Here is a 22,300-nt window from a genome sequence, read left to right on the forward strand (position 1 = left end):
AACCGAAACGGCGAGGCTAAAGTGTCATTCTCGCGAAGGGCCCATCGTCGGCTGTGGTCCCGGCAAAATCGGGCATCGCAGTGTGCCCTCGCCCCGGAGCTTCGAGATATCGGTGCGCGACCGCCCCCATCGCTCCGAGACCGATAATGCAGGGTCGCCTGCCTGGGCAGGCCTTATCTCATCCGATCTTCTGGTGATTGTTCCCGGCAAAGACTCTTCAGGGAGGCCCGATGCTCGGTACCGGCCGGCTCCTGAAGCCCTGGCTGCCGACGCTGCGGGGTCACCCTCGGCTACCAACCTGCCTCTGGCCACTTCGTACCTCGGGGGGTGTCCGTGGCCACGTTGGGCAGCGCGCACTACCGGCGATCACCTAGGACGTGCGGAGGTCGAGTGCAGCAAGACCTCGACGAGGGCCGATCAGGTATCCCCAGGGGGCGTCTGATGGCAAGTTGGGCAGGCTCCCGGATCCGCCGCGCGGTCAACGTGGTCAGCGAGCAGGCTCCGGCGTACCTCCCGCCAGGCGTGGACGGTCTGGCGAACCTCGATCAAGAGATTTCGGACCTGTGAAAGGAACAGCACCGTGAACCCTGAGGCGGCGAGTACGGAGAGTGTGACGTTGTCCCAGCTCATCGGTCGCTCTCCTCTGCCTGATTGATGAGGCGCTCGGGGAGAACACGCTCAAGCCACTTCCTGTCAGCGCCGGCCTTCAGCAGCGCGTCTCGATGCAGGCGTTTGCGCGCGAAGCCGTCGGCCTGGAAGCGCAGCTGGAGCCCTCCCTTGCGATCTCCGGTGGCCTGGAGACGATAAGTGCACTGCCAACCGAACGGGCCACGCCGAGACATCTCGCAGAAACAGTGGTGGCTCGCGACACGCAGTGGTAAACCCCAAGTGGGATCAGTCAGCCTGGCGAGGAACCTGTCGTGTTCGAGTGGAAGTCCGCGGATGGTGGTGAGCTCAACTATCCACTCGTAACCCGTGATCCAGGAGCTCACGCTGTGTGCGGTGCTTGACGTGTGAAACAGAGCGATACGACGCAGCAACCCCGAACCGATCCATGCCAAACCTTGCTTCTCTTCCCAGACCATGGGGAATTGCTGTTGGTCGGAAAGCTCATGCTTTGTCATCGAGCGCTCACGCCACAGAGGACGGAAACCCGCCTTGCGGGTATCCTCCAGTCGCTCATCAATGTGCTGCTGCCAGTGGGTTCCTGGGCAGGCCCGGAGTATCACCTGGGCTTCGCGGGAGTCCGCATGCCTTAAGGTGAGATCTTTGTCCTCAATGCGTGCCACCCTGAGGCCCAGTGGTCCGTGGACCTGCATTCCCTCCTCGGCCGATGGAAGAAGTCGACCTGCCGCGTACTCGCTCGCAGGGTACTGCTTGTGCTCGTTGTTCTCGCGTGCGGAGACATGGTGGGAGTCGAGCGTCAGGATGGCGGAATTGCTGAAGGTGACGTCCACCTTCGCGATTCCGAATGGATGTGCCCACCATCGGCCACCGCTGCAGAGTTCGGCCATGATTTGAGCTTCGAGGACTGCTTGTTGTTCCCTGGCTACCGGGATCAATGGCAGGGCGTCATGGTTGCGCAGCCGTTGAAGTGCAGAATGGTACCGATCGCCCAGGTAATCACGTCGCATCTTGGCGAGCTTCGCGAAGTAGTCGCCGTTCGTCATGGCACGATCCGATCCCGGATGCTGCTGCCCCTGAGCACTCGACAACTGATCGGCGCGCCCCCAGCCGGGCGCATTGGCTAAATCGAGCGATTAAAGGTGAAGTGACTTCTTCGTCCCCGTAGTGGCTCCGCTCTGGGGCAGCGCGCAGCCGAGGATCCGGCCGCCGATCGGCCTTGTTGGTGATGATGCCCCAGAGCTCGCCGAGACCGCAACTATCGTCAGAGAGTGGCAGGTTGGTGAGGTGCGCTTCTCCTCGACTGATTGGGGCTCCTTGATCGATACCGCGCTGCTCCGAAGCAGTTCTGCCGGGGGAGCGGATCGTGGCCGCGTAGCCTGATGACGTGATCGAGTGCGTGGTGTTCGATGTCGGTGAAACCCTCGTGTGTGACGACCGGTATTGGCATGGCTGGGCTGACTGGCTCAAGGTGCCCCGGCACACCCTCTCGGCTCTGGTCGGAGCCGTTGTCGCCCAAGGTCGTGACAACGCCGACGCCTTGCGTCTGCTTCACCCCGGTGTGGACGTAACTGCCGAGTACGCGGCTCGGGAGGCAGCGGGGCAGGGGGAGATCCTCGCGGAGAGCGACCTGTACCCGGACGTACGTTCCGCCTTGGAAGCTCTGCGCGAGATGGGACTTCGTGTTGTGATCGCGGGCAACCAGACGACCCGAGCCGGCGAGCTGCTTCGCGATCTCGACCTGTCCGTCGATCTGATCGCCACTTCGGGTGAGTGGGGCGTGGCCAAGCCCGACCCTGCGTTCTTCGCCCGCGTCATCGAAGCGGCTCACGCTGAAGCGGACAGGGTGCTGTACGTCGGGGACCATCCTGCGAACGACGTTGTGCCCGCCAAGGCAGCCGGGCTACGTACCGCTCATCTGCGGCGCGGCCCCTGGGGCTACCTGTGGGCCGATTCCCCGGACGCTGCGGCTGCGGACTGGCGTATCGAGTCGCTGAGCGATCTTCCGGGGCTACTCCCCGTCCGTTTCACTCGTCCGCACTCCGGGTGACGTTGCACCACTCCGCGAACTGCGACAGGGCCGGCTCAACGCTTCGGCGTCGGCACAGTTTCCGTGTAGCTTGTCGTACCCAGGGGTGGGCGCGGGTGTGTTGCGGAGCGATTCGGCGGGCTGCGTTCAGCGAGGCGAAGGCGTCGTCGTCTCGCTGAGCCTGAAGCTGAGCCAGCGCGAGTTCGATGTAGAAGCCGGAACGTCGTTCCGCGGGCATCTCGCGTTCGTCCGGTGCCCATCCCTGCGCGGCTTCCAGCGCGCGCGGAACGTGTCCATCTCCCAGGCTCACGGCAACCGAGACCTGGTGGATCCGGACGGACGACGGGCCGAAGGCTGTGCCGCGGTAGATGCCCTCTCGAAGCCCTTTGCCAAGCTCGCGGGCCGCAACGAGGTGGGTCTGTGCGGCATCAGTGTCACCGGCCCGTGCGGCAATGACCGCAGCGCGCATGTGCAGGGATCCGCGTGCCGCTGTCGCCTGATCGTTGCTCTGCGCCGGGGCTTCGTCAATGGCGTTCTCGAGTGCCCGTAGGCCAGCCGCGTGAGCGCGCGCGGCGAAGAAGGTCTCGGTCCTCACGTAGGCCACTGCCGAGGCAGTGAGCGGATCCTCGGTTTCGCTGGCTGCCCAGCGCATCAGTTCGATCAGGCGGGCGCTGAGATCGCTCGCGCCGAACTTGAAGGCGAGGGCATCTGTTGCGCGGTATGCCTCGACGAGCAACCCCGCCACCCTTGCTCGTTCGCCTGATCGAGCCAGTTGTCTGACGCGTGACAGCTCACCCAGCAGGTCTGGCACCTGCTGTGCGAGATCGACGTACTGAGCTGAGAGCCGCAAAGCAGTCATCCGGTGGACGGAGGCTTCAAGCTCGAAGAGTGGCCGTGCAGGTCCGTCATCGGGGACGTCGTAGGAGGCGATGACCCTTGAGAGGGACGGTAGGGCCTCGAGCACCTGGGCATCGGACGGATCCTCCGCTCCACGTGCAGTCGATGGGCTCATGCCCCGAGTGCCGGGCCCCCTGGGAGCGGTCGTCGACCGGCCGTAGGGAAGTCCCTCGCGGTCGCTGCGAACGGGCTGCTGGAAGAAGTGGTTGTGCTCTCGGAGGGGACGAGGGACCAAGTCGGCAGGGACGGAGAGGCCTGACAGAAAGTCGATGATCTTGTCGAGGTTGGTCAGTCGTCGCTTCCCTGATTCGACGAGCGAGAGCGACGCCTGACTCAGCCCAGTGAGATGAACGATGTCTTCCTGCCGCAGGGACCCATGCTGCCTCACGAGGAGGCTGACCTGCCCGAAATCCCATGCGGCCAGGGCGGCGCGCACTTGCGGGTCCTGCCACGCACCCTCCGGAATGACCGGCCCGGATACCGCCTCCAGTTGCTGAGTGCGTGAACAGGCTGCGCATAACGGTGAGGTGTTGTACCTGCTCAGTCTGCTGCCGCAAAGGGAACAGAGCTGTCCCGACTGTATGACCACCCGTCGCCTCCCCTGCGAACTCTGGTGATTTAAAACGGCGTTGCTGAGCCGCCCATCGACCAAGTGAACCACCATCGCGGGGAGCGCGAAGCCTCTCAAGACGTGTGAGCTCGGAGCCTGAAGCTCATGCTCACATTGCCCCCGCGCGCGGAGGTGGTCGGCTTTCCGGATCTCGCCGTAGGGGTGTCGACCCGATGAAGCAGGGGGCCGCGACGGCCCGTCGCCATATCACGCTGGTGATATCACGATCGGAATAGGCGCCACAGCGCTCGTATCGCACCCTTGACTACCCGACGGTCCGGTTCCCTCTAGGCCCCTGTCTTCGGTCAACGACGTGATGTCAACCACCGAATTTCCAGGGCGTAGTTGCGGGGCCCACCGCAAATGCCCTGATGGCTCAATTCGTCAACGGAAGAAGTGCGACGCGCCGTGCCTCACAGCCTGAAGCCCCCCACCGCGGAGGCATCTGATGGTTGATCTCTCCGCCGCTCGCGAGTTCCGCCCGGTGTATCACCCGGCGGGGTTCGACGTGGAGGTGAGAATCGCCTGGGAAGACCTGCAAATGGGTCGATGGATGTCGACCCGCGACCTCCTGGCCCGGACCGGTGCCGACTGGACGTTACGCACGGCACGGACCCAGGTCCTGGCGATCGCCGCCGCCGGCTCCAATGTGATCTCCGCCTGGCAGTCAGAGGAGCCGGAGAGCAGGAATGCCCGGGTCATGGGTGCTCGTGTCGCTGTCGAACGCGCGATACGGGCTCACCGCAGGGACGCCGACAGCGCCCCGCGCCTGGAGCATGAGGCGCGGCGGACGGCGGAGCTGGCTGCAGACTTCCTGCCCGCTGATCCCGTGCCGTTCGTGTGCCTTCTCGCGCTGGCGCGGCTGGATGAACAGCAGCAGCATCCAGAGCATCGGCTGCGTGCCGCCGAGCCCATGCTGCCGGCCGGCCCGTGGGGTCTGCTGCAGGAGGTCGTCGACCGTGACCCCTTCAATCGTGAAGGGTTCCACCGCGTACTGCAGTTCTTCCTGTCGCGGGCCGGGAGCCCGGAGCGTTCGCTGGCGCCAGCGGTTGAATTCGCGCGATGGGTAGGCTCCTGGGCGCCGGCTGGATCCGCGCTGCAGCTGCTTCCTCTCTACGCGCAGGTTGAGCAGCACCGGCGCCAGACCGCCCGCTCTGTGGCCGAGTGCGGCCGGGCGGCTCCTTTGCAGCACCGGCAGTGGGCTGATGATCCGGTGGTCCGGTACACGCTCCGCGCCTTCCACGACTGGTTCCGGACCCCGGCCGCGGCCGAGTCCCCGCGTTCGGTCACGGACTTGAGTCAACTGGCCTACGCCCTGTGGGCAGCGCATCGCTACGTCGAGGCTGCCGAGGTCTTCACGGCTCTGGGCCCATACGCGACGCACGAGCCGTGGGGTTCGCTGATCGAACCCGGGCACCAGGACACGGCGGAAGAGTCATTCCTTCGCGCCCGCATCCAGTCCCTGTCTGCCGTAAGCCCGCTTCGTACCCGCGCAGAGTCCTCACGAAAATCACATGCGAAGCCGCGCTTAGCGTAACCGTTGCCGATATCGGCGTTTGTGAATTCCTCTTCCCCTCGCTCTCTTTCTGTGTGGAGGTTTGCGTGTCCCGCGCACGAAAAATACCGACCGAATCTGATGACGCGCTGTTGCGCGATCTCGGATACGAGCCGGTACTCACACGCCGAATGGGCCCCTTCGGAAATTTCGCCATCAGTTTCAGTGTGATCAGCGTTCTGTCCGGGTGCATGACCCTGTACGGCTTCGGCCTGGGAACGGGTGGACCGGCGGTGATGATCTGGGGCTGGGTTGGCGTCGGCCTGATGGTGATGCTCGTCGGCGCAGCCCTGGCCGAGGTGACCAGTTCCTTTCCGGTGTCCGGCGCGCTGTACTTCATGGCGGATCAGCTGGGCAGCCGGAAATGGGGCTGGTACACCGGCTGGTTGAACCTCCTCGGGCTGCTCGGCGCGATCGCCGGCATCGACTATGGCGCGGCGCTGTTCACCGGTGCTTTCCTGAACCTGCAGTGGGGGTTCGAGTCGTCGCCGGCGAGCGTCATGGTGATCTTTCTGTGCATCCTGGTGCTGCACGCCACGGCGAATCTGTTCGGGGTGCGGCTGGTCAGCATCCTCAATTCCGTGAGTGTGTGGTGGCACCTGGCGGGGGTCACGCTCATCGTCGGCCTGCTGTGGCTGGTGCCCACCCAGCACCAGTCTGCCGAGTTCGTGTTCACCGAGTTCGTGAATGACACCGGCTGGTCGAACCCCTTCTATGTGGCCGCGATCGGCCTGTTGTTGGCGCAGTACACCTTCTGCGGCTACGACGCCTCCGCGCATCTGTCGGAGGAGACGACGAATGCCCAGGTGAGTGCGGCCCGCGGGATCGTCCATGCGATCGGATGGTCGTGGCTGGCGGGATTCGTCCTGCTGGTCTCGCTCACCTTCGCGATCCAGGACTACACAGGGACGCAGACGACGGCGACCGGTGTGCCGCCGGCTCAGATCTTCCTCGACGCGCTGGGGCTCGCGGGTGCGAAGGCACTGTTGCTGGTGGTGATCATGGCGCAGCTGTTCTGCGGCAACGCCGAGGTCGCTACCGCCTCCCGGATGGTGTTCGCGTTCTCCCGGGATAACGCGTTGCCGGGCTCGCGCTGGTGGCGGCAGGTCCATCAGCGCACCGGCACACCGCGGGCCGCGGTGTGGCTGTCCGTTGCGGTACCCGCCGTGCTGGTGCTGCCGTCCCTATACAGCTCCACCGCATACGCCGCCGTGACGTCGATCAACGTCATCGGCATCACCCCCGCGTACGCGATCCCCATCTACCTGCGCATCCGCAACCGCCACCTCTTCCGTCCCGGGCCGTGGAACCTCGGCCGGTGGGGCATCCCGATCGGCTGCCTCGCCGTGGCGTGGGTCGCCTTCGTCACCGTGCTGTTCCTCCTGCCGCAGTCCCGCCCCGAGACCGGTCTGGTCTCGGTGAGCACGTTCAACTACGCCCCGATCGCATTGATCGTGGTGCTGGTGCTGGCGGCGCTGTGGTGGCGGGTCGCAGGCCGGCACGTCTACGACGTCCCCTCCCGCGGCAGCGATCGGCTGGCCGAGCTCCAGCGAGGAGTCGTCTGATGCCCGCCACCGCGCAGACGACAGCGCACGGGGCCTCGCAGCACGCCCAGCGGTCCGGGCTGCTGACGGTCGAGGACCTACGCAGAGAAGCCGATGCCGGATGGATCGGAGAGGTGATGCTTGCTCTGCCGGACCCGCAGGGGCGGCTGAAGGGAAAGCGGTACGGGGCCCAGCACTTCCTCAAGCACGTCCTGGACGAGGGCGCGGAGATGTGCGCATACGTCCTGGCCACCGATATCGACATGCGACCCCTGCCGGGCTTCGCCCTCACCTCGTGGGAGACCGGCTACCAGGACCTGCGGCTGCGCGTGGACGGCAGCACGATTCGCCGACTGCCGTGGGAGCCGGGCACCGCCCTGGTGCACGCGGACGCCATCGACCCCCGCTCCGGCCAGCAGGTCGCCGTCTCCCCGCGCACCATGCTGCGCCGGCAACTGGACCGGCTGGCTGCCTGCGGCCTCTCGGCCAAGGTCGGGCTCGAGACCGAGTTCGTGCTCTACCACGGTGCCGCAGAGAACCAGACGGCGGCCGGGCACCGCCCGCTGCGGCCCGTGGCCTCGGACAACCTCGACTACGCCCTCGACCACAATCCGCCCACCTGCCGGTACCTGCACGCACTCCGCACGCAACTCGCCGGTGCCGGACTCCCCGTGGAGGCGCTGAAAACCGAAGGGGCGCCTGGGCAGGTCGAGATCACCTTTCCCTACGGCGACCCGCTGGCCGCGTGCGATGGCCACACGGTCTTCAAGCACGCCGCACGCGCGATCGCTGCGGAAGCCGGGCTGGCCCCGACGTTCATGGCCGCCCCCCAGACCGGGGTGGCCAGCGGCCTGCATGTGCACCTGTCCCTGTGGAAAGGCGAGCAGCCCGTACTTGACGAGGGCGAGGGGCCCTCCCGGCTCGCCCACCATGCGATCGGCGGGCTCCTGGAGGCCCTCCCCGATCTCGCCCCGCTCTACGCACCGACGATCAACTCCTACAAGCGGTACGCCCCCGAGTCATTCGCGCCGACGCACTTCAACTGGGGCGTGGACAACCGCACGTGTGCGGTGCGCGTGGTCGGACACGGCAAGGGACTCCACCTGGAGGTGCGCCTGCCGGGAGCGGATGCCAACCCCTACCTGGCGCTCGCAGCCGTGGTGGCTGCCATCGGCCACGGAATCGACCTCAACCTGCCTGCCGGGGCCGCGTCCACGGGCAACGCCTACCGCGCCTCGGACGCGACCCCGATCCCCGCCACTCTTGCCGACGCCCTCGCCGTCTTCCGACGCAGCGAACTCGCCGAGCACGCCTTCGGATCCTCCGTGGTCGCGCACTACGCCCGTCTTGCCGAGATCGAGGTCGAGACCGATCGCTTCGCGGTCAGCGACCTCGAGCGGGCACGCGGTTTGACCCGCTCATGAGGCCACAGCACCGGTGCGCAGCGATAGCGCACCCCGTTGAACAGGACATGCACACGTGGAGGGCCACGACCTGGTCTCTGGGAGAGCAAGGTGACGGTTCAGCTCTCCCTCGTCCTGGTACTCGGAACCGCGGCCGCGGGCTTGGTCCGCTCAGGACAGCTCAAGCCGGCACCCGGCCTGATGGCGGCCCTGTTCGGCTTCCTGCTCAACGACACACCCCTGGCCCCCTCCATCCGACAGGTCGTGGCCGCGGTTCTCGGGGTGATCAACCAGTTTCATCTGTAGTGCTGTTCACGAACCTCGGTCACCGCATGGCCTCCCGGGTCAGCCCGAGATCGTCCGGGCACGATCAGGCGGCAGCGCGCGGAGGGTGGCGTGGGGTCGGATCTGCCGTGGATGCAGCACCTCTCGCTCCCGGCCACCGGCTCGGGAGCTTCCAGACCGGCCACCGGGGCATGACGCCCTTCCCCCTGGACCGCCGCATGTTCCTCCGATCGGCTGCGGTCTCGGGCTCCTGCTCCGGTGGCCTCTCCTCCTTCCTTCCGCCTGGGATTCGCTCCGACAGCGTGTCCCAGAGTTGCCAGCAGTGCCCGACCCCTGCACATGACCTCCTCCTGCCGGGTCACCCACCTTCGAGGATGCTGATGTCCGACCGCTTGTCACACTCCCACCCCGCCGTCGGCCGCCGTGGCCGCCGACGCACCAAGTCGCCGACCCTCGCTGAGCAGGCGGTCCCTTCACAGCTGAGGCTGCTGTCGCTGGTGCCTGCTCTGACCGCGATGGTGCTGCTGTGCGCGGTGTGGGCGCTGAACGTCCACGCAGGCGCTTCGGGGGAGTGGATGATCGCCCTGGCCCTGCTGGGCTGCGCTCTCGTCGTCCTGCTCGGCGAGCGACGGGCTGCCGCGATTGCCGAATACTGGCGCCGGCGGCGGGCCGAAGACCAAGCGCAGGTGCACGCCTGGCTCCAGCACCTCGAGTCCCAGATCACGGCCGGGAGGAAACGTCTCCTTGCGACGCTGGACCAGATCGAACGAGGCGAACGCCCCTCCAGCCCCGGCCCAGGCCCGGTACTCGGCAAGAGCGGTGATCCCTTCATCGACTTCGGACACTCCCTTCAGCAGGCCCACCGCGAGGCACTGGATGCAGTCCTGCAGGCGGCCTCCCACCAGCAGCAAGCCACTGAGCCCGGGCCGCAGCGACTGGAGGTCTTCCTCTACATAGCCCAGCGCCTCCACGCCCTGGTCACCCGGGCGATCGCCGCAATCGTCGCGCTGGAGAAGGACGTGGAGGACCCCGTGCTCCTGAACGGCCTCTTCGGCATCGACCACCTGATCACCCAGACCCGCCGACAGGTCGAGAGCCTCGCGGTGCTGGGCGGCGCTGTCCCACGCCGCATCGGCAAGCCCGTCCTGCTGGCGACCGTGCTGCGTCAGTCAGTCGCCGAGATCGAGGACTTCGCGCGCGTGAGGGTGTTCGTGCCGCAGGAAGCAACTGCCATCCCCGGATACGCGGCACCGGAGGTCATCCACCTCCTGGCGGAGCTGGTCGAGAACGCCACCCGCTTCTCCGACCCCAACACGCAGGTGCTGATGCGCGCCGCGCAGGTGCCCGCTGGGCTGGTCATCGAGGTCGAGGACCGAGGTCTGCCCATGTCACCTGGCACACGAGCCCAGATGAACCGTCTGCTGGCCGCCCCGGATGAGGTGGACTTGCGCGAGCAGCTGCGGGACGGGCGCATCGGGCTGCTGGTCACCGCCCGCATCGCACAGCGCCACAACATCCGAGTCGAGCTGCGCGAGAACCTTCTCGGCGGCACACAGGCGCTCGTCGTCATCCCCCGCCCACTGCTCACGGTCCGGGCTGAGGCGACAAAGCCCAAGGCCGCAATGCCTCGCGCCGCCGCCGTCCATGCGGCCGAGGGTTCAGCACGAACACGCGGCACTACCGTGCCCCTGCCGGCAGAAGTGCCGACGGCACCAACGCACGAACAGACACAAGGCTCTGCCGCCAGCCCGGCTCCTTCTCTACCGCAACGCCCTGCCGCAGGGACGGCTCGCTCCCTGCCGCAGCGCAGGAAGCACGCCCGCCCGGAACCCGCGATCGACGCCCCAGTGCCGAACGGCAAACCCCCTCTGCCCCGGCGCAGCGACAGCCACCAGCAACCAGAACCGGAGGTGGCTGCCTCGGCACCACAGCGCGACACACCGGTCGCCGCGCCCACCGCCGGCCTGATGGCCACCTACGCCGAAGGCGTCAAGCGCGGCGCCCAGAGCGATTCAACGCCTGCCGTGCACCAGGACGCCACGGAAACCGGCTGACACCTGTCATGCCGACCCCAAGCCGAGCCGGCGCCCTGCGACGCCGTCCCTCTACTCAAGGAGAAGCCATGAACCACACCCTGCTTTCCACCCCTTCCGCCCGTCCCGCCGGGAGTGGCCTGGCGTGGCTGCTCGAGGACTTCGTCAATCGCGTGCCCGGCGCGGAGGGCGCCCTGCTGGCGTCCCGTGACGGGCTGAAGATGGCCGTGCACAACCTGACGGAGACCGAGGCGGACCGGATGAGCGCTGTCATGAGCGGTCTGTTCTCCCTGGCCAGGGGGGTGGGCAACATCAAGGGAGACAACGACGGCCTCGTCCAGCAGATCGTCATCGAGCACGACGCCCACAGGCTGTTCGTCATGAGCGCGGGCAGCGTCCCCAGCGACGGCACGACACCAGCCGCCATCGGAGAGCTGCTCGGCGTCCTCTCCAGTCCCGAAGCCGATCCCGGAGTGGTCGGCTACGGAATGGCGCAGCTGGTCAACAGCGTCAACGAACACCTGCAGACTCCAGTCCGTCGGAGCACTGGTGACGGACAGTGAGATGGCGGACTTGGACGGCCCGGCATGGGCCGACGACGACGCCGAGGACGTCCGCCCCTACGCACTGACCAATGGGCGGACCGAGCCCCGGCACCAGATGCGCCTGGCATCCATGGTCGTGGCCAGGCACGAGGCGAAGACGGGCCTGGCCCCGGAGGCCGAGTCGGCCGTGGCCTTGTGCCGCAGTGAACCGCGATCCGTCGCGGAGATCGCCGCGGTCCTGGCTCAGCCCGTGCTGGTCACCAAGATCCTCCTCTCTGACCTGATCGATGACGGTGCTCTGATCCTGTCGCTGACCAGCGACGCCACCTGCCCCGACGACCCGAACCTTCTGGAGGCACTGCTTGTCGGCCTACGACGACGCTTCCCCGATTGCGGCTGACGGCGTGCACGACGGGCCGGCTCCGACCGTGATGAAGATCGTGATCGCGGGCGGATTCGGGGCCGGGAAAACCACGCTGGTCGGCGCGGTCAGCGAGATCGATCCCCTGACAACGGAGGAATACCTCACCAGCGCCAGCAGCGGCACCGACAGCCTGGCCGGTGTGGAGGCCAAGCGCACCACCACGGTGTCCATGGACTTCGGCCGCATCACCTTCACCACGCCGCGGCACATCGTTCTCATGCTGTTCGGCACCCCGGGTCAGGAACGCTTCAGGTTCACCTGGGACGACCTGTCCCACGGAGCCAGCGGCGCCGTCATCCTCGCCGACACCCGTCGACTGCAGGACAGCTTCGCGGCCGTCAGCTACTTCGAGGACCGCCATGTTCCGTTCGTCGTCGCCGTCAACGAATTCGACGACGCGCCCCACCGCTACTCCTGCCAGGAAGTGCGCCAGGCGCTCGAACTGCCCGAGGAAACACCCGTGCTCCTGTGCGACGCCCGCGACACCCGGTCCGCAAGCACCGCGCTGATCACCCTCGTCTCCTACGCCCTCACCTCCTCCCGCCACCCTCAGACCCTCCAAGGAGCCCGCCCGTGACCTTCGACACCGACTCCGGCCTGCGTGTGCCCGCCGCCGACCAGGACCTCGACCGCCGAGTGCGCCGACTGCGCGAACTCGGCCTCACAGACACCCCGGACGCGGAGTTCGACGCCTTCGCAGCCGACCTCGCCCGCGCCGCCGACGTTCCCTACGCCATGGTCAACCTCATCACCGACCACCAGTACTTCGCCGGCCTCCACAGCCCCGCCGGGAGCCTCGAGCACCCGGAAGTGGGCAGGACCATGGCCCGCGACCACGGCTACTGCCCTGACGTCCTCGACCGCCGCGTCCCCCTCGTCCTTCCCGACGTCTACGCCGCCCCGCACCTCGCGAGCAACCCCGTGGTCGACCGCATCGGCATCCGCACCTACGCCGGCGCTCCGCTGATCGACGAGCCCACCGGCACCGTGCTGGGAACCGTGTGCTTCGTCGGCACCGAGCCCCGCCTCCTCCAGGCCGGTCAGCACGCGCTCGAGCTCATCAAAGAGCGGCGAGATGCCCTCATGAACCTGATCTACCAGCGCATCGACCACACCACCCGGTAGGCGAGAAGCCACCTGCTGGCCGAAGCCGCAGAGGGGAAGGAAAGTCATGTCCACCTGGTACTTAACGGAAGAGCACCACCGACTGCGCCGAGCGGTGCAGGACTTCGCTCGAGCCGAGATTGCCCCGCGAGTGGAGAAGATGGAGACCTCCGCGGCCGTCGAGCACGAGCTGTCCCAGCTGATCGCCAAGCAGGGATGGATAGGTGTCACCATCGATCCCGCCTACGGCGGAATGGGTGCCGGCCACCTCGCCAAGACGATCATCATCGAGGAGCTCTCCCGTGTCAGCGGAGCCATGGGCGCCATGGTGCAGGCATCCCAGCTCGGCGTCGCCAAGATCCTCCACTACGGGAGCGACGAGCAGAAACAGACGTGGCTGCCCCGGTTCGCCGACGGATCATCCCTGCCGACCATCGCGGTAACCGAACCGGGATCCGGGGGTCACGTCCTCGGCATGCAGGCCACCGCCCGGCGCAGGGTCAAGACCTATGTCCTCAACGGACACAAGGTGTTTGTCGGCAACAGCCACATCGGCGACGTGCACGGCGTCGTCGTCCGCACAGGGCGCGGCAGCAAGGGCCTGTCCGCCTTCCTCGTCGAATCCGACCGGCCCGGGCTCTCCCTCGCGCCTCACCAAAGGGCTATGGGCCTGCACGGCTTCAGCTTCGGCGACCTCATCCTCGAGGACTGCCGCATACCGGCAGAGAACCTGATCGGAGAAGAGGGGGACGGCCTCGCCGTCGCCTACTCCTCCAGCATCCTCTACGGCCGGCCCAACCTCACCGCGGTCTCCCTCGGCCTCCACCAAGCGATCATGGACGAGACCACCCGCTTCGTGAAGGAACGCCACCGCTACGGTGGCCCGCTGGCAGACCTGCCCACCATCCAGCACAAGGTGGGGCTGATGCAGTCCCGGCTGATGACCGCCCGGCTGGCCGCCTACCACGCCGTGCACCTCTTGGACCAAGGCCAGCCCTGCGATGAGGACCTGATCCACGCCAAGTACGTCAACGTGGAAGCCGCCCTCGACTCCGCCCGCGCCGCCATGGAGATCCACGCCGCCGCCGGCCTGCAAACAGGCCGCCCCCTCGAGCGCCTCGTCCGCGACGCGCACCACACCTACGCACCCGCCGGCACCGGCGACATCCAACTCCACCGCCTCGCCGAAACCGCCCTCGGCACCTCACGCGGCCAATGGTCACAACGCCTCGCCGCCAGAGCATCGCTCCCCGAGCCCAGGCGAGCCCACCTCCGCCTCAACCTGTAACCACGTCCAAGCACCCACCCTGCCGCCCAACACCACTATTTCGGACCCGAGTTCACCCACACCAAGTAACCGATCGGAGAACAGCACCGTGCTCAGCACACGAGAGAGGGAGACGGTCCTCGCCCTCGCTGACGGCAAGCTCGTGCCCGAGATCGCTGACGAGCTCAAGATCACGCAGCACACCGTGAGGACCTACATCGACGGGGCCAAGGGCAAGCTGAGCGGCACCGACATGGCCAGCCTCGTCAACTCCGCATACGAAACAGGAGCCCTCCGCACGCCTGCGCCCGAGCCGGGCTCAAGACGCCCGCCATTGTCGGACGCGCAACGCGGCATCGCCGAGGGGCACACCATCCAGCACATCGCCGATCAGCAAGCCCGCCCCGTGGCTCACGTGCGCCGCGACGGCCGCGCCCTCCTCACGGCCCTCGGTGCAAAGAACGCGGCCCATGCCGTGAAGCGCGGGCACCAGCTGGGTCTGCTTCATCGTTTCCCCGTGAGGTAGAGGCCCTGGCCCGCACCAGCCCGTATCCCAGTCGGCCGATTCATCACGGGCCGACCGTCAGTGCGCTGGCTGCGCGGTCAATACCATCGCAAAGTGGAAAAGCTGCTGGCGGAAACGAGGCCCGTGGCGGAAGCGGTAGGCCGCGGCCACTCTCCGTTCCGTAAGCCACAGCGACCGCACCTGCGTGCGTTCATGCTCCAGACCTTGCCCCACGGGACGCGAACACACAGGCGGGGAATCTGACCTTGCCAGTGGAGAAGTACGTGGACCTCGACTCGACGGTGTCTTCCTCGTGCGGATGCTTGCTAAATGGAAGCTCCGGCGGTCTGCCTGGTCGGGGCCGATTCGACATTCGCCCACGGCGGACGAAAAATGCGCCTCAAGAGACTGGAACCTCTTCCGGGGCTATGTGAATGTTAACAACACCCCCGGGCCACGCTGGGTTTGTGGATCAGCGGGGTTGAGCGACTAGGAGTTTTTCTGTCGGCACATGTGCTCAGCTCCATCGGGTTCACCGTTCCTGCTGTCTTCGGCTGCCTGCCCGCGTGCTTGCATGGCTGGCCTATTCGGAGAGACCTGATGCAGCCTGCATGCCGTCTGGGTGAGGAGGATCGGGGAGGACTCGAGGGGTCTGACGGGAGTACCGGCTGGCGCCGCAGCGGCTATCGCAGGGAACGGACCCGAAGAGCCGCTGTGCAACATAGCCGACGATCGCCGGTTAGCTAAACCGGCGATCGTGGCGACCATCGAAGTCCTCCACCAGTCCCAGGAGGAACGAATGGTGTCTCAGTTTATGGATGCCCAGCAGACGGCGAGATTTCTAAATATGTCGCTCACTTGGGTTTACCGGGACGCTCGACGCTACGGGCTGAAGGCGTACAGGTTCGGCAACGGCAAGAGTGCGAAAATACAGTTCAAGATCACTGATGTCTTGAAATGGCTTGAGCAGCAGCAAATTAATTGATAGCTGGCGAAGTCGTCGGTTGCGTGCAGGAATTTAGATCGATTGTGGGGAGCGGTAGGGCTTTGGCGGCCAGAGGTCTCGTCAGGGGAATGGGTACCTTCTTCAAAGAATGCGGTCATCCTGAATCGAGATGGTCCAAGTGTCCCCACGCCTACAAGGTTCGGTACCGCAACGCTGCGGGGAAGCAAACCGTCGAATCCGGTTTTGCGACCCAGGACAAAGCCATCGCGCGACTGATGGAGGTCTATAGGGAGCGGAAGGAAGCGCCTCGCAGCCAGAGTAGGGCCGAGCGCATCCAAAAGTACGGATCCATGCGATTCGAGGAGTACACCGCTGAGTGGAAGGGAGGTCAGCGGGATCTGGCCGCGTCGTCGATACGCCACCTTGATTCCCTGTTGAAGCATCACCTTCTTCCGGCGCTCGGCAGCCGCCGAATGGATTCGTTCGATCATAAGGTCGTGGACCGGTTCATCCAGACCATGGAGCGCGATAAAGCCGGCCTTGCGACTCAGGCCAATGCGTATGACAAGCTGAAGACGATTCTTCTTGACGCCCACAGGCTAGGGATCTACGGAGAGAACCCTCTGGAAGGGGTCAAGCCTCCTCAGTATGACCCTGAGCGTGCTGTCATTCCCTCTGTGCTGCAACTCCAAGGGATCCGTACCGCTGGCGACGACACCTTCCGTTTGATAGCGGATCTCATGAGTGGATGCGGGATGCGAAACGGAGAAGCAGCAGCCGTGAGCGTCAACAACATCGTTGCCGATGACGTATATCGCATCTCCGAACAAGTAAACCAAACCACCAGGCAATACGGACGACTCAAGCACCGAAAGACGGGAGAGTACCGTGACGTGCCGCTGCCTGCCCGGATCAAGGAAACCATCGAGTGGTACGCGGACAAGCACGGGACCGTGGATGGCTACCTTCTCAGGCATCCAGCGGATTCCGCGAAGGCTTTCCCGTACTACTACCTCTCGAACCAGTGGCAGAGGATAAAGAGGGCCGGGGAGGCGGAGATACCTGAGGGCATGGTCATGTACGGGTTCCGCCACTTCTTCGCCTCGAACTGTCTGTCCAACCGCATCCCGATCACTGATGTGGCTGAGTGGATGGGGCACAAGAGTATCGATGTGACGTTCAAGATTTACCGTCACCTCATGCCCGGCTCGATAAGCACGGCAGCCAAGCTCCTGGACGTCGGCCTGACCGCCTGAGATGTGACGGGGCGTGCCACACCGAGGCCCCACGGAACCATCGCTGTCGCGATGCTGACTTTTTGCTGACCCCTAGCGGGCTCAGGCGCGTTTGACCTGCGGAAACGCCGAAAGTGTGTGAGATGTGGTGGAACTTCATCGGGCGGTCCCACGAGGACATCGAGGTCGCTCGCCGGGAGTGGAACGAGGGCTCCCGCTTCGGTGAGGTGCACGGCTACGCCGGGGACCGGCTGGCCGCTCCGGCGCTGCCGCCGGTGACGCTGAAACCTCGGGGACGGATGCGCTGACCTGGGGTGTTGTTCCCGCCGTGAGTCCCCGGCGCGTGCCCTCACTGTGCCCCTCGCCGGTACGGCGAGGGGCACAGTTGTGCCAAGGCGTGGGCCGGCACCTTCGGCGGTCGGCACTTGCAGGTGTTGGCACCTGTGACCAGGTCTGATCAGATACTTGCTGGCCCTTTGCTGACTCTACTGACAAGTAATCAAATTGATGGGATCGCCGAGCATGCCAAGCAGCCGGCATTGCGAGGCCGGCCGCGCAGTTGATCGGCATCAGGGTGCGGAGCACCCCGGGAAGGTCGTCAACGCAATGCAACGGCGCCGGAATGCAGCAAATCGGCAGCACTCACTACGCGGAGTTGCACCATGTGAAGCACGACCGGGAAGGGTCACGTCCGCTGGAGTGGTGTATCGACGGCCACTCGGCGATCCATGGGTGAGGCTATGCAGTGAGTTCGGTGGTCAGGGCGGGTTCGGTGGTTTCTCCGTCGATCGGGTGGAGTGGCGAGGAGCTCGCGGCCCATGTAGCGGAGGGCTTCGGTCCACTCGTCGTTCTGCTCGGCCAGGACCGTGCCGACCAGGGGTACGTGAACGTGTGGACCTCGGGCTGGCATGAGCGGTCGACGTGGGAGGCGTTCGTGCGGGCACGGTCGGACGTACTGAAGCGGTGCGGGCGCGGCTTCGAGCTGCTGACCTGAGATCCACGCAACAAGCCGGTGGGGCCCCGCGGCTGACATGCCGGCGGCCAGCATCCAACGACCTCGAGGGGGAACTGGACGTGACCGTGAGTGACGGCGTCGCCTGGATAGGCGCACACCTTCACAGTCCGGTATCCGCCGCCGTGCGGGGGATGCTCGGCGGCATCTCGCTCACCGCGGCCAGGGGGATGGAGGCTGACGAGTTCCTCATGGCGCTAGGCGCCGACCCGGATGAGCTCGCCGCCCGTACCCCTTACAGGGATCTCGCCGTGCCGGTGGGTCAGCCGGGCAGGCCGTCGCCCCGCATCAACCCCGTCATGTACGGAATGTGCGGCGACTGGCTGTACGTACTGGAGGATTGGGGCGCGGCGACGTGGTCGACCGGCTACCGCAAGGTGCAGTCGATGTGGCACTACCCCAGGCAGGAGATCGTCTGCGTGACGGTGGACCGGTTCAGCCCGCCGTCGAAGATCCTGCATGTGCCCGGGGACGAGATCGCACGCCGGGCGGAGTTCGGGCAGGACGCCGGGGAGGAGTCCGCTCTGGACGCAGCGCTCGATGCCTCGGGTGCGGTGTTCCCGTCGATCGCCGACGTCGGCGAGGCCGCTGTGGTGGCGCACTACGAGCAGCACGGGCCCCGGCTGCCCGCGTTGGTGTTCGCCGCGGTGGGCGCCTACTGCGGCCTGTCCATTGACCAGGAGGCCGTTCGCGCAGGCACCCTTCCCGGTGTCCTTCTCCCCATGTCCTGACCTGCGCACCGAACCAGGACCCGGCCCGGTTGCGGGCCAGGGCCACGGCACGGGCAGTGGCACGGTCGCGGGTGATCTGAGCGGCGTCACGGTCCCGTGCGGCGATGCCGAGGCGGGAGAGCAGCCGCTCGCGAGCCTCCCGCCCGAGGGTGGCGATGAGGCCGTGGTAGGCGGCGCCGGGGGTGCGCAGGCGCAGTTCGATACGGCGTTGAGCGGCCCGTCGGGCTGTCAGGTCGATGTCGTGGACGAGGTTGTCCGCGGGGCGCCGTGGGAGGGACGGCCCATGCCCAGGCGCCGGCCGATCCGGTTCATCGCCTGTGACATCCGGGACGGGAAAGCATCGGGGGCGGGGATGGCCACCGGCCGCACGCGACCGTTGTGGATGGCGGAGATCCGCCAGCCCTGCTCGGTTCGGACGACCACGAGGGTCTGCCGCGACAGGCGCCGCTTGGGAAGTTCGGACCGCCACGGCATCAGCACCGACGCCGTGCCGTGAACGACGGCGACGTCCGCTGCGATGCGACGGATCGCCTCCACGTCGCCGACGAGCGCCGAGCCGGCCAGCACGCCGCGGAAGAGCCGGTCGTGGTTGTCCTGGAGGGCTGTTCGACCCTTCGCGTGGGTGCCGTCGTAGGAGACGTAGTCGGCATCGACGGTGAAGCAGGCGCCGAAGGCGGCGGCGTCGTTGTCGGTCCACGCCTGCATGAACTGCTTGAACAACTGTGTGATCTGCTCGTCGCTGGCAGGCATGACGTCCTCCCGGAGCTATTATTTCGACTACCGAACTTTACACTAACAGGAAGATTCGAATGTCGAAAGATATTGACGTGAGCGGAATTGCTGTGCGGATGAGGATGCTCCAGCAGAGCTTCGACGCCTTCGACGAAGCGGCCGCGACCCTGCTGGGGCTGAACCGCACCGACCTGCGCTGCCTGGACCTGATCCTGGCCGACGATCCGATGTCGGCCGGAGAGCTCACCACTGCGGCCAAGCTCAGCCCGGCGGCGACGACAACGGCCATCGACCGCCTCGAACGAGCGGGTTTCGTCACCCGCAACCGGGACGCCGCCAACCGGCGACGGGTTCTGGTCGCCGCCACCGAGGCCGCGCGCGCTGCGGAGCGCGAGGTGTACGGGCCCGTCGGCGAGGCGGGAATCATGGCGCTCCGGCGCTACGGCGAAGACCAGCTCGCCGTGATCCTCGACTTCCTGGAGACGGCCCGCAGGGTCCAGGAAGAACAGACGGCGCGCCTCAAGGGACTGCCGGTCCGTGGATGAACGTGGGTGTCGGTGGGCTTCGGCATGTTCAGCTGCCGTTGGCGACCACGGAGGGCGCGTGCGTGGAGCAGCGGTGAGGACGGATCGACCGCCTCACCCGCCGGTGCCCGGGATCGCGTGCGGTCCGGCTTGGGGCACGGGTCGCTGCGGCGCGTCGGGCGGGCTGTCAGGGCGGGCCGAGCCGGGGGCTCGGTCACGGCGGCGCGGATCGCATACCCTGCGGCGCCCCGGACGGTCCCGGGCGCCGCAGGGCGTGCATGAACTAGCTCCGGCGGCCCCTCTCCACCCCGTCCTGTCCGGCGCGGAGGGAGGCGGCCGCCGGAGGGGGCAGCTCAGGGCTGGTGGGTCGCGTGCACGGTGATCCGGGAGAGGTTGACCTTCGGCGGCCGGGACACCGCGAATTCCACCACGTCGGCGACATCCTGGGCGGCCAGCGCGTTGCCTGCCGCGAAGAGCTGCCGCATGTACTCGTCGTAGAGCGGGTGGTGCGCCTGCTCCAGCAGTTCGGTGCGCACCACGGCAGGCTCGACCGCCGTCACGCGTACCCCCTTCGGGCCCAGCTCCGCCCGGAGGTTCGCGGACATGTGACTGATCGACGCCTTCGACATGCCGTAGGCGGTGAGGAGGGGATTGACGAGGCCGGCCGAGACGGAGGAGATGGTCACGAGGTCGGTCGGGCGTCCCTCGGCACCCGAGAACAGCAGGTCGGGGAGGAAGGCCTCGACGGTCCGCAGCACCCCGTTGACGTTGATGTCGATGAGGCGCTGCCAGTCCTCGAAGCGCGCTCCCTCCGCCGTCTCGACCAGGAGCGTTCCCGCACTGTTGACGAGGAGGTCCGTGGGCCCGAAGGCCTCCCGCACGCGTTCCGACGCGTCGGCGAGTTCGCCGGCGCTGGTGATGTCGGCCGGGACGGGCAGTGCCTCGCCGCCCGCCCCCGCGATCTCCTTCGCCACTTCTTCGAGACGGTCCTGACGTCGTGCCAGCAGAGCGACCCGGGCTCCGCGCCCGGCCAGGGTTCGTGCGATCGCGGCTCCGATTCCGCTGGATGCTCCGGTGACGACGGCAATGCGGCTCTGCAGGGACTCGGGCCCGTCGGACGTCATGAACATCACTCCTCGTGTTCCCCCGCTGCCTTTCCGTACATGATCGGTGACGTTCTGACACGGAACAAGTGAAGGTCTTGTCTGGGAACTGTGATCCTGGGTTCGAGAGAACCAGGATCCGCAAGGCCATCCCGTGCCAGACTGCGGCCATGGCTGAATCGCGAGCAGAGTTGAGCGAGTTCCTTCGCTTGCGACGGGCGCGGCTGAGTCCCGAAGACACACCGATCCCGTTCGTGGGGGGCCGACGCCGGGTACCCGGGCTGCGCCGCGAGGAACTCGCACAGTTGGCGGGGATCAGCGTCGACTACTACACCCGTCTCGAGCAGGGGAAGTTGCGCAACGTCTCCGAGTCGGTCCTCGACGCCGTGGCTGCCGCACTGCAGCTGGACGACACCGAGCGGACGTACCTGCGTCAGCTGGCGAAGCCGCCGAGTCGCCGGGCACGATCAGCCAGGCCACAGCGAGTCCGTCCGAGTCTGACGTGGTTGTTGCGGAGCATGACCGACTCACCTGCTTACGTGCTCGGCCGGCGAACGGAGGTGATCGCTTGGAACGACCTGGCATCGGCGCTTCTTGCCGTCGATCTGGGCGCACTCCCGCCGGAGCAGCGCAACATGGCGCGACTGGTGTTCCTCGACGACACAGCCCGGGACCTGTGGGACCCCTGGGAGGCCAAGGCGCGGGACATCGTCGGCGGGCTGCGGATGCATGCCGGACTCGCCCCCCACGACGCACAGCTCGTGCATCTGGTGGGTGAACTGTCCGTTCGCAGCCCTGAGTTCCGCACCATGTGGGCTGACCACCACGTGTGGACCGTTCCGCACGGCCGGGCCAGCTTCCGGCATCCGCAGGTGGGGCAACTGGACCTGGCCTTCGAGGCGTTCGCCGTTCCGGACTCGCCGGAACAGTCGCTCGTCACGTACGCCGCGGAGCCCGGTACGTCTTCGGCCGCCGGGCTTCAGCTCCTCGCGAGCTGGACCGCCGAGACGGTAGCCCGCCCGGTGGTGAGGACCAGGGAGCCCGACCCCGGCGATTGACCGTCGCCCGAACCAGGGCCCCGGCCGGCCTTGCCGGACGGATCACGCACGCCTAGCCGGGCCGTCGCGCGGCGGCGCGGTGATTCGGTGCGCGTGTCCCGTCCCACGGGAGTCCCGGGTGAGGCCCAGCAAAG

Annotated in this window: 22 protein-coding genes and 2 pseudogenes; 19 read left to right on the forward strand and 5 right to left on the reverse strand. The window is 66.7% G+C overall.

Annotation, left to right across the window (positions count from 1 at the left end):
* Positions 1-441: 441 nt before the first annotated feature.
* Positions 442-567, forward strand: a complete 126-nt coding sequence (locus M1E25_RS25555) for a hypothetical protein (RefSeq protein WP_285830300.1) — start codon at positions 442-444, stop codon at positions 565-567.
* A 59-nt stretch (positions 568-626) separates the two neighbouring features.
* Here M1E25_RS25555 and M1E25_RS03045 read toward each other — a convergent pair whose 3' ends face one another.
* Positions 627-1,670 (reverse strand): hypothetical protein, encoded by a 1,044-nt coding sequence (locus M1E25_RS03045; protein ID WP_251409089.1) that lies wholly within the window; start codon positions 1,668-1,670, stop codon positions 627-629.
* Positions 1,671-2,011: 341 nt separating this feature from the next.
* Here M1E25_RS03045 and M1E25_RS03050 point away from each other — a divergent pair, with 341 nt between their 5' ends.
* Positions 2,012-2,674, forward strand: coding sequence for an HAD family hydrolase (locus M1E25_RS03050; RefSeq protein WP_251409092.1), 663 nt, complete (start codon positions 2,012-2,014; stop codon positions 2,672-2,674).
* On the opposite strand, the gene M1E25_RS03055 is transcribed toward M1E25_RS03050, so the two are convergent.
* On the reverse strand, positions 2,652-3,986 hold the full coding sequence (locus M1E25_RS03055; protein ID WP_251409094.1) for a transcriptional regulator: 1,335 nt from the start codon (positions 3,984-3,986) through the stop codon (positions 2,652-2,654). The genes M1E25_RS03050 and M1E25_RS03055 overlap by 23 nt on opposite strands.
* 622 nt (positions 3,987-4,608) lie before the next feature.
* Between M1E25_RS03055 and M1E25_RS03060 the strand changes: the two genes are divergently transcribed.
* From M1E25_RS03060 to M1E25_RS03125, 14 genes and pseudogenes are all read left to right on the forward strand, one after another.
* Positions 4,609-5,697, forward strand: a complete 1,089-nt coding sequence (locus M1E25_RS03060) for a hypothetical protein (protein WP_251409097.1) — start codon at positions 4,609-4,611, stop codon at positions 5,695-5,697.
* 65 nt (positions 5,698-5,762) lie between these two features.
* Positions 5,763-7,280: an amino acid permease gene (locus M1E25_RS03065; RefSeq protein WP_251409099.1), complete on the forward strand. Its 1,518-nt coding sequence runs from the start codon at positions 5,763-5,765 to the stop codon at positions 7,278-7,280.
* Positions 7,280-8,683, forward strand: a complete 1,404-nt coding sequence (locus tag M1E25_RS03070; RefSeq protein ID WP_251409102.1) for a glutamine synthetase family protein — start codon at positions 7,280-7,282, stop codon at positions 8,681-8,683. Before M1E25_RS03065 ends, M1E25_RS03070 begins: the two co-directional genes overlap by 1 nt.
* Positions 8,684-8,773: 90 nt before the next feature.
* Complete coding sequence (locus M1E25_RS03075) at positions 8,774-8,968, forward strand: hypothetical protein (RefSeq protein WP_251409105.1); 195 nt, start codon at positions 8,774-8,776, stop codon at positions 8,966-8,968.
* A 359-nt stretch (positions 8,969-9,327) separates the two neighbouring features.
* Positions 9,328-11,001: a sensor histidine kinase gene (locus M1E25_RS03080; protein WP_251409107.1), complete on the forward strand. Its 1,674-nt coding sequence runs from the start codon at positions 9,328-9,330 to the stop codon at positions 10,999-11,001.
* Between the two features lie 68 nt (positions 11,002-11,069).
* Complete coding sequence (locus tag M1E25_RS03085) at positions 11,070-11,543, forward strand: roadblock/LC7 domain-containing protein (RefSeq protein ID WP_251409110.1); 474 nt, start codon at positions 11,070-11,072, stop codon at positions 11,541-11,543.
* Positions 11,530-11,925, forward strand: coding sequence for a DUF742 domain-containing protein (locus tag M1E25_RS03090; protein WP_251409112.1), 396 nt, complete (start codon positions 11,530-11,532; stop codon positions 11,923-11,925). The genes M1E25_RS03085 and M1E25_RS03090 overlap by 14 nt, the downstream gene beginning before the upstream one ends.
* 31 nt (positions 11,926-11,956) lie before the next feature.
* Positions 11,957-12,526 carry a GTP-binding protein gene (locus M1E25_RS03095; protein ID WP_251409159.1) on the forward strand — a complete coding sequence of 190 codons (570 nt, stop codon included), beginning with the start codon at positions 11,957-11,959 and terminating at the stop codon, positions 12,524-12,526.
* Positions 12,523-13,074 (forward strand): GAF domain-containing protein, encoded by a 552-nt coding sequence (locus M1E25_RS03100; protein WP_251409115.1) that lies wholly within the window; start codon positions 12,523-12,525, stop codon positions 13,072-13,074. The genes M1E25_RS03095 and M1E25_RS03100 overlap by 4 nt, the downstream gene beginning before the upstream one ends.
* 46 nt (positions 13,075-13,120) lie before the next feature.
* Positions 13,121-14,341, forward strand: a complete 1,221-nt coding sequence (locus tag M1E25_RS03105) for an acyl-CoA dehydrogenase family protein (RefSeq protein ID WP_251409118.1) — start codon at positions 13,121-13,123, stop codon at positions 14,339-14,341.
* Between the two features lie 88 nt (positions 14,342-14,429).
* On the forward strand, positions 14,430-14,846 hold the full coding sequence (locus tag M1E25_RS03110) for a response regulator transcription factor (protein ID WP_251409121.1): 417 nt from the start codon (positions 14,430-14,432) through the stop codon (positions 14,844-14,846).
* A gap of 736 nt (positions 14,847-15,582) precedes the next feature.
* The gene (locus M1E25_RS03115) at positions 15,583-15,810 is read left to right on the forward strand and encodes a helix-turn-helix domain-containing protein (protein ID WP_251409124.1); all 228 of its coding nucleotides are present in this window, start codon (positions 15,583-15,585) and stop codon (positions 15,808-15,810) included.
* Positions 15,811-15,899: 89 nt separating this feature from the next.
* Positions 15,900-17,027, forward strand: a complete 1,128-nt coding sequence (locus tag M1E25_RS03120) for a tyrosine-type recombinase/integrase (RefSeq protein WP_251409126.1) — start codon at positions 15,900-15,902, stop codon at positions 17,025-17,027.
* Positions 17,028-17,149: 122 nt separating this feature from the next.
* Positions 17,150-17,314, forward strand: a pseudogene (locus M1E25_RS03125) (pirin family protein); the annotation flags it as partial.
* Between the two features lie 430 nt (positions 17,315-17,744).
* Here the strand turns inward: M1E25_RS03125 and M1E25_RS26000 are convergent.
* Positions 17,745-17,889, reverse strand: a pseudogene (locus M1E25_RS26000) (IS256 family transposase); the annotation flags it as partial.
* A gap of 191 nt (positions 17,890-18,080) precedes the next feature.
* Here M1E25_RS26000 and M1E25_RS03135 point away from each other — a divergent pair.
* Positions 18,081-18,749, forward strand: a complete 669-nt coding sequence (locus tag M1E25_RS03135) for a hypothetical protein (protein ID WP_251409132.1) — start codon at positions 18,081-18,083, stop codon at positions 18,747-18,749.
* Between the two features lie 228 nt (positions 18,750-18,977).
* Here M1E25_RS03135 and M1E25_RS03140 read toward each other — a convergent pair whose 3' ends face one another.
* Entirely contained in the window at positions 18,978-19,499 is a 522-nt protein-coding gene (locus M1E25_RS03140) for an SgcJ/EcaC family oxidoreductase (RefSeq protein WP_251409135.1), read from the reverse strand.
* A gap of 77 nt (positions 19,500-19,576) precedes the next feature.
* On the opposite strand from M1E25_RS03140, the gene M1E25_RS03145 reads away from it, so the two are divergent.
* Complete coding sequence (locus tag M1E25_RS03145) at positions 19,577-20,026, forward strand: MarR family transcriptional regulator (protein ID WP_251409138.1); 450 nt, start codon at positions 19,577-19,579, stop codon at positions 20,024-20,026.
* A 332-nt stretch (positions 20,027-20,358) separates the two neighbouring features.
* Here the strand turns inward: M1E25_RS03145 and M1E25_RS03150 are convergent, their stop codons facing one another.
* Positions 20,359-21,129 carry an SDR family oxidoreductase gene (locus tag M1E25_RS03150; protein ID WP_251409141.1) on the reverse strand — a complete coding sequence of 257 codons (771 nt, stop codon included), beginning with the start codon at positions 21,127-21,129 and terminating at the stop codon, positions 20,359-20,361.
* A 149-nt stretch (positions 21,130-21,278) separates the two neighbouring features.
* Between M1E25_RS03150 and M1E25_RS03155 the strand changes: the two genes are divergently transcribed.
* Complete coding sequence (locus tag M1E25_RS03155) at positions 21,279-22,166, forward strand: helix-turn-helix domain-containing protein (protein WP_251409144.1); 888 nt, start codon at positions 21,279-21,281, stop codon at positions 22,164-22,166.
* Positions 22,167-22,300 lie beyond the last annotated feature (134 nt).

The sequence above is a fragment of the Streptomyces meridianus genome (assembly GCF_023703325.1).
Classification (GTDB): domain Bacteria; phylum Actinomycetota; class Actinomycetes; order Streptomycetales; family Streptomycetaceae; genus Streptomyces; species Streptomyces meridianus.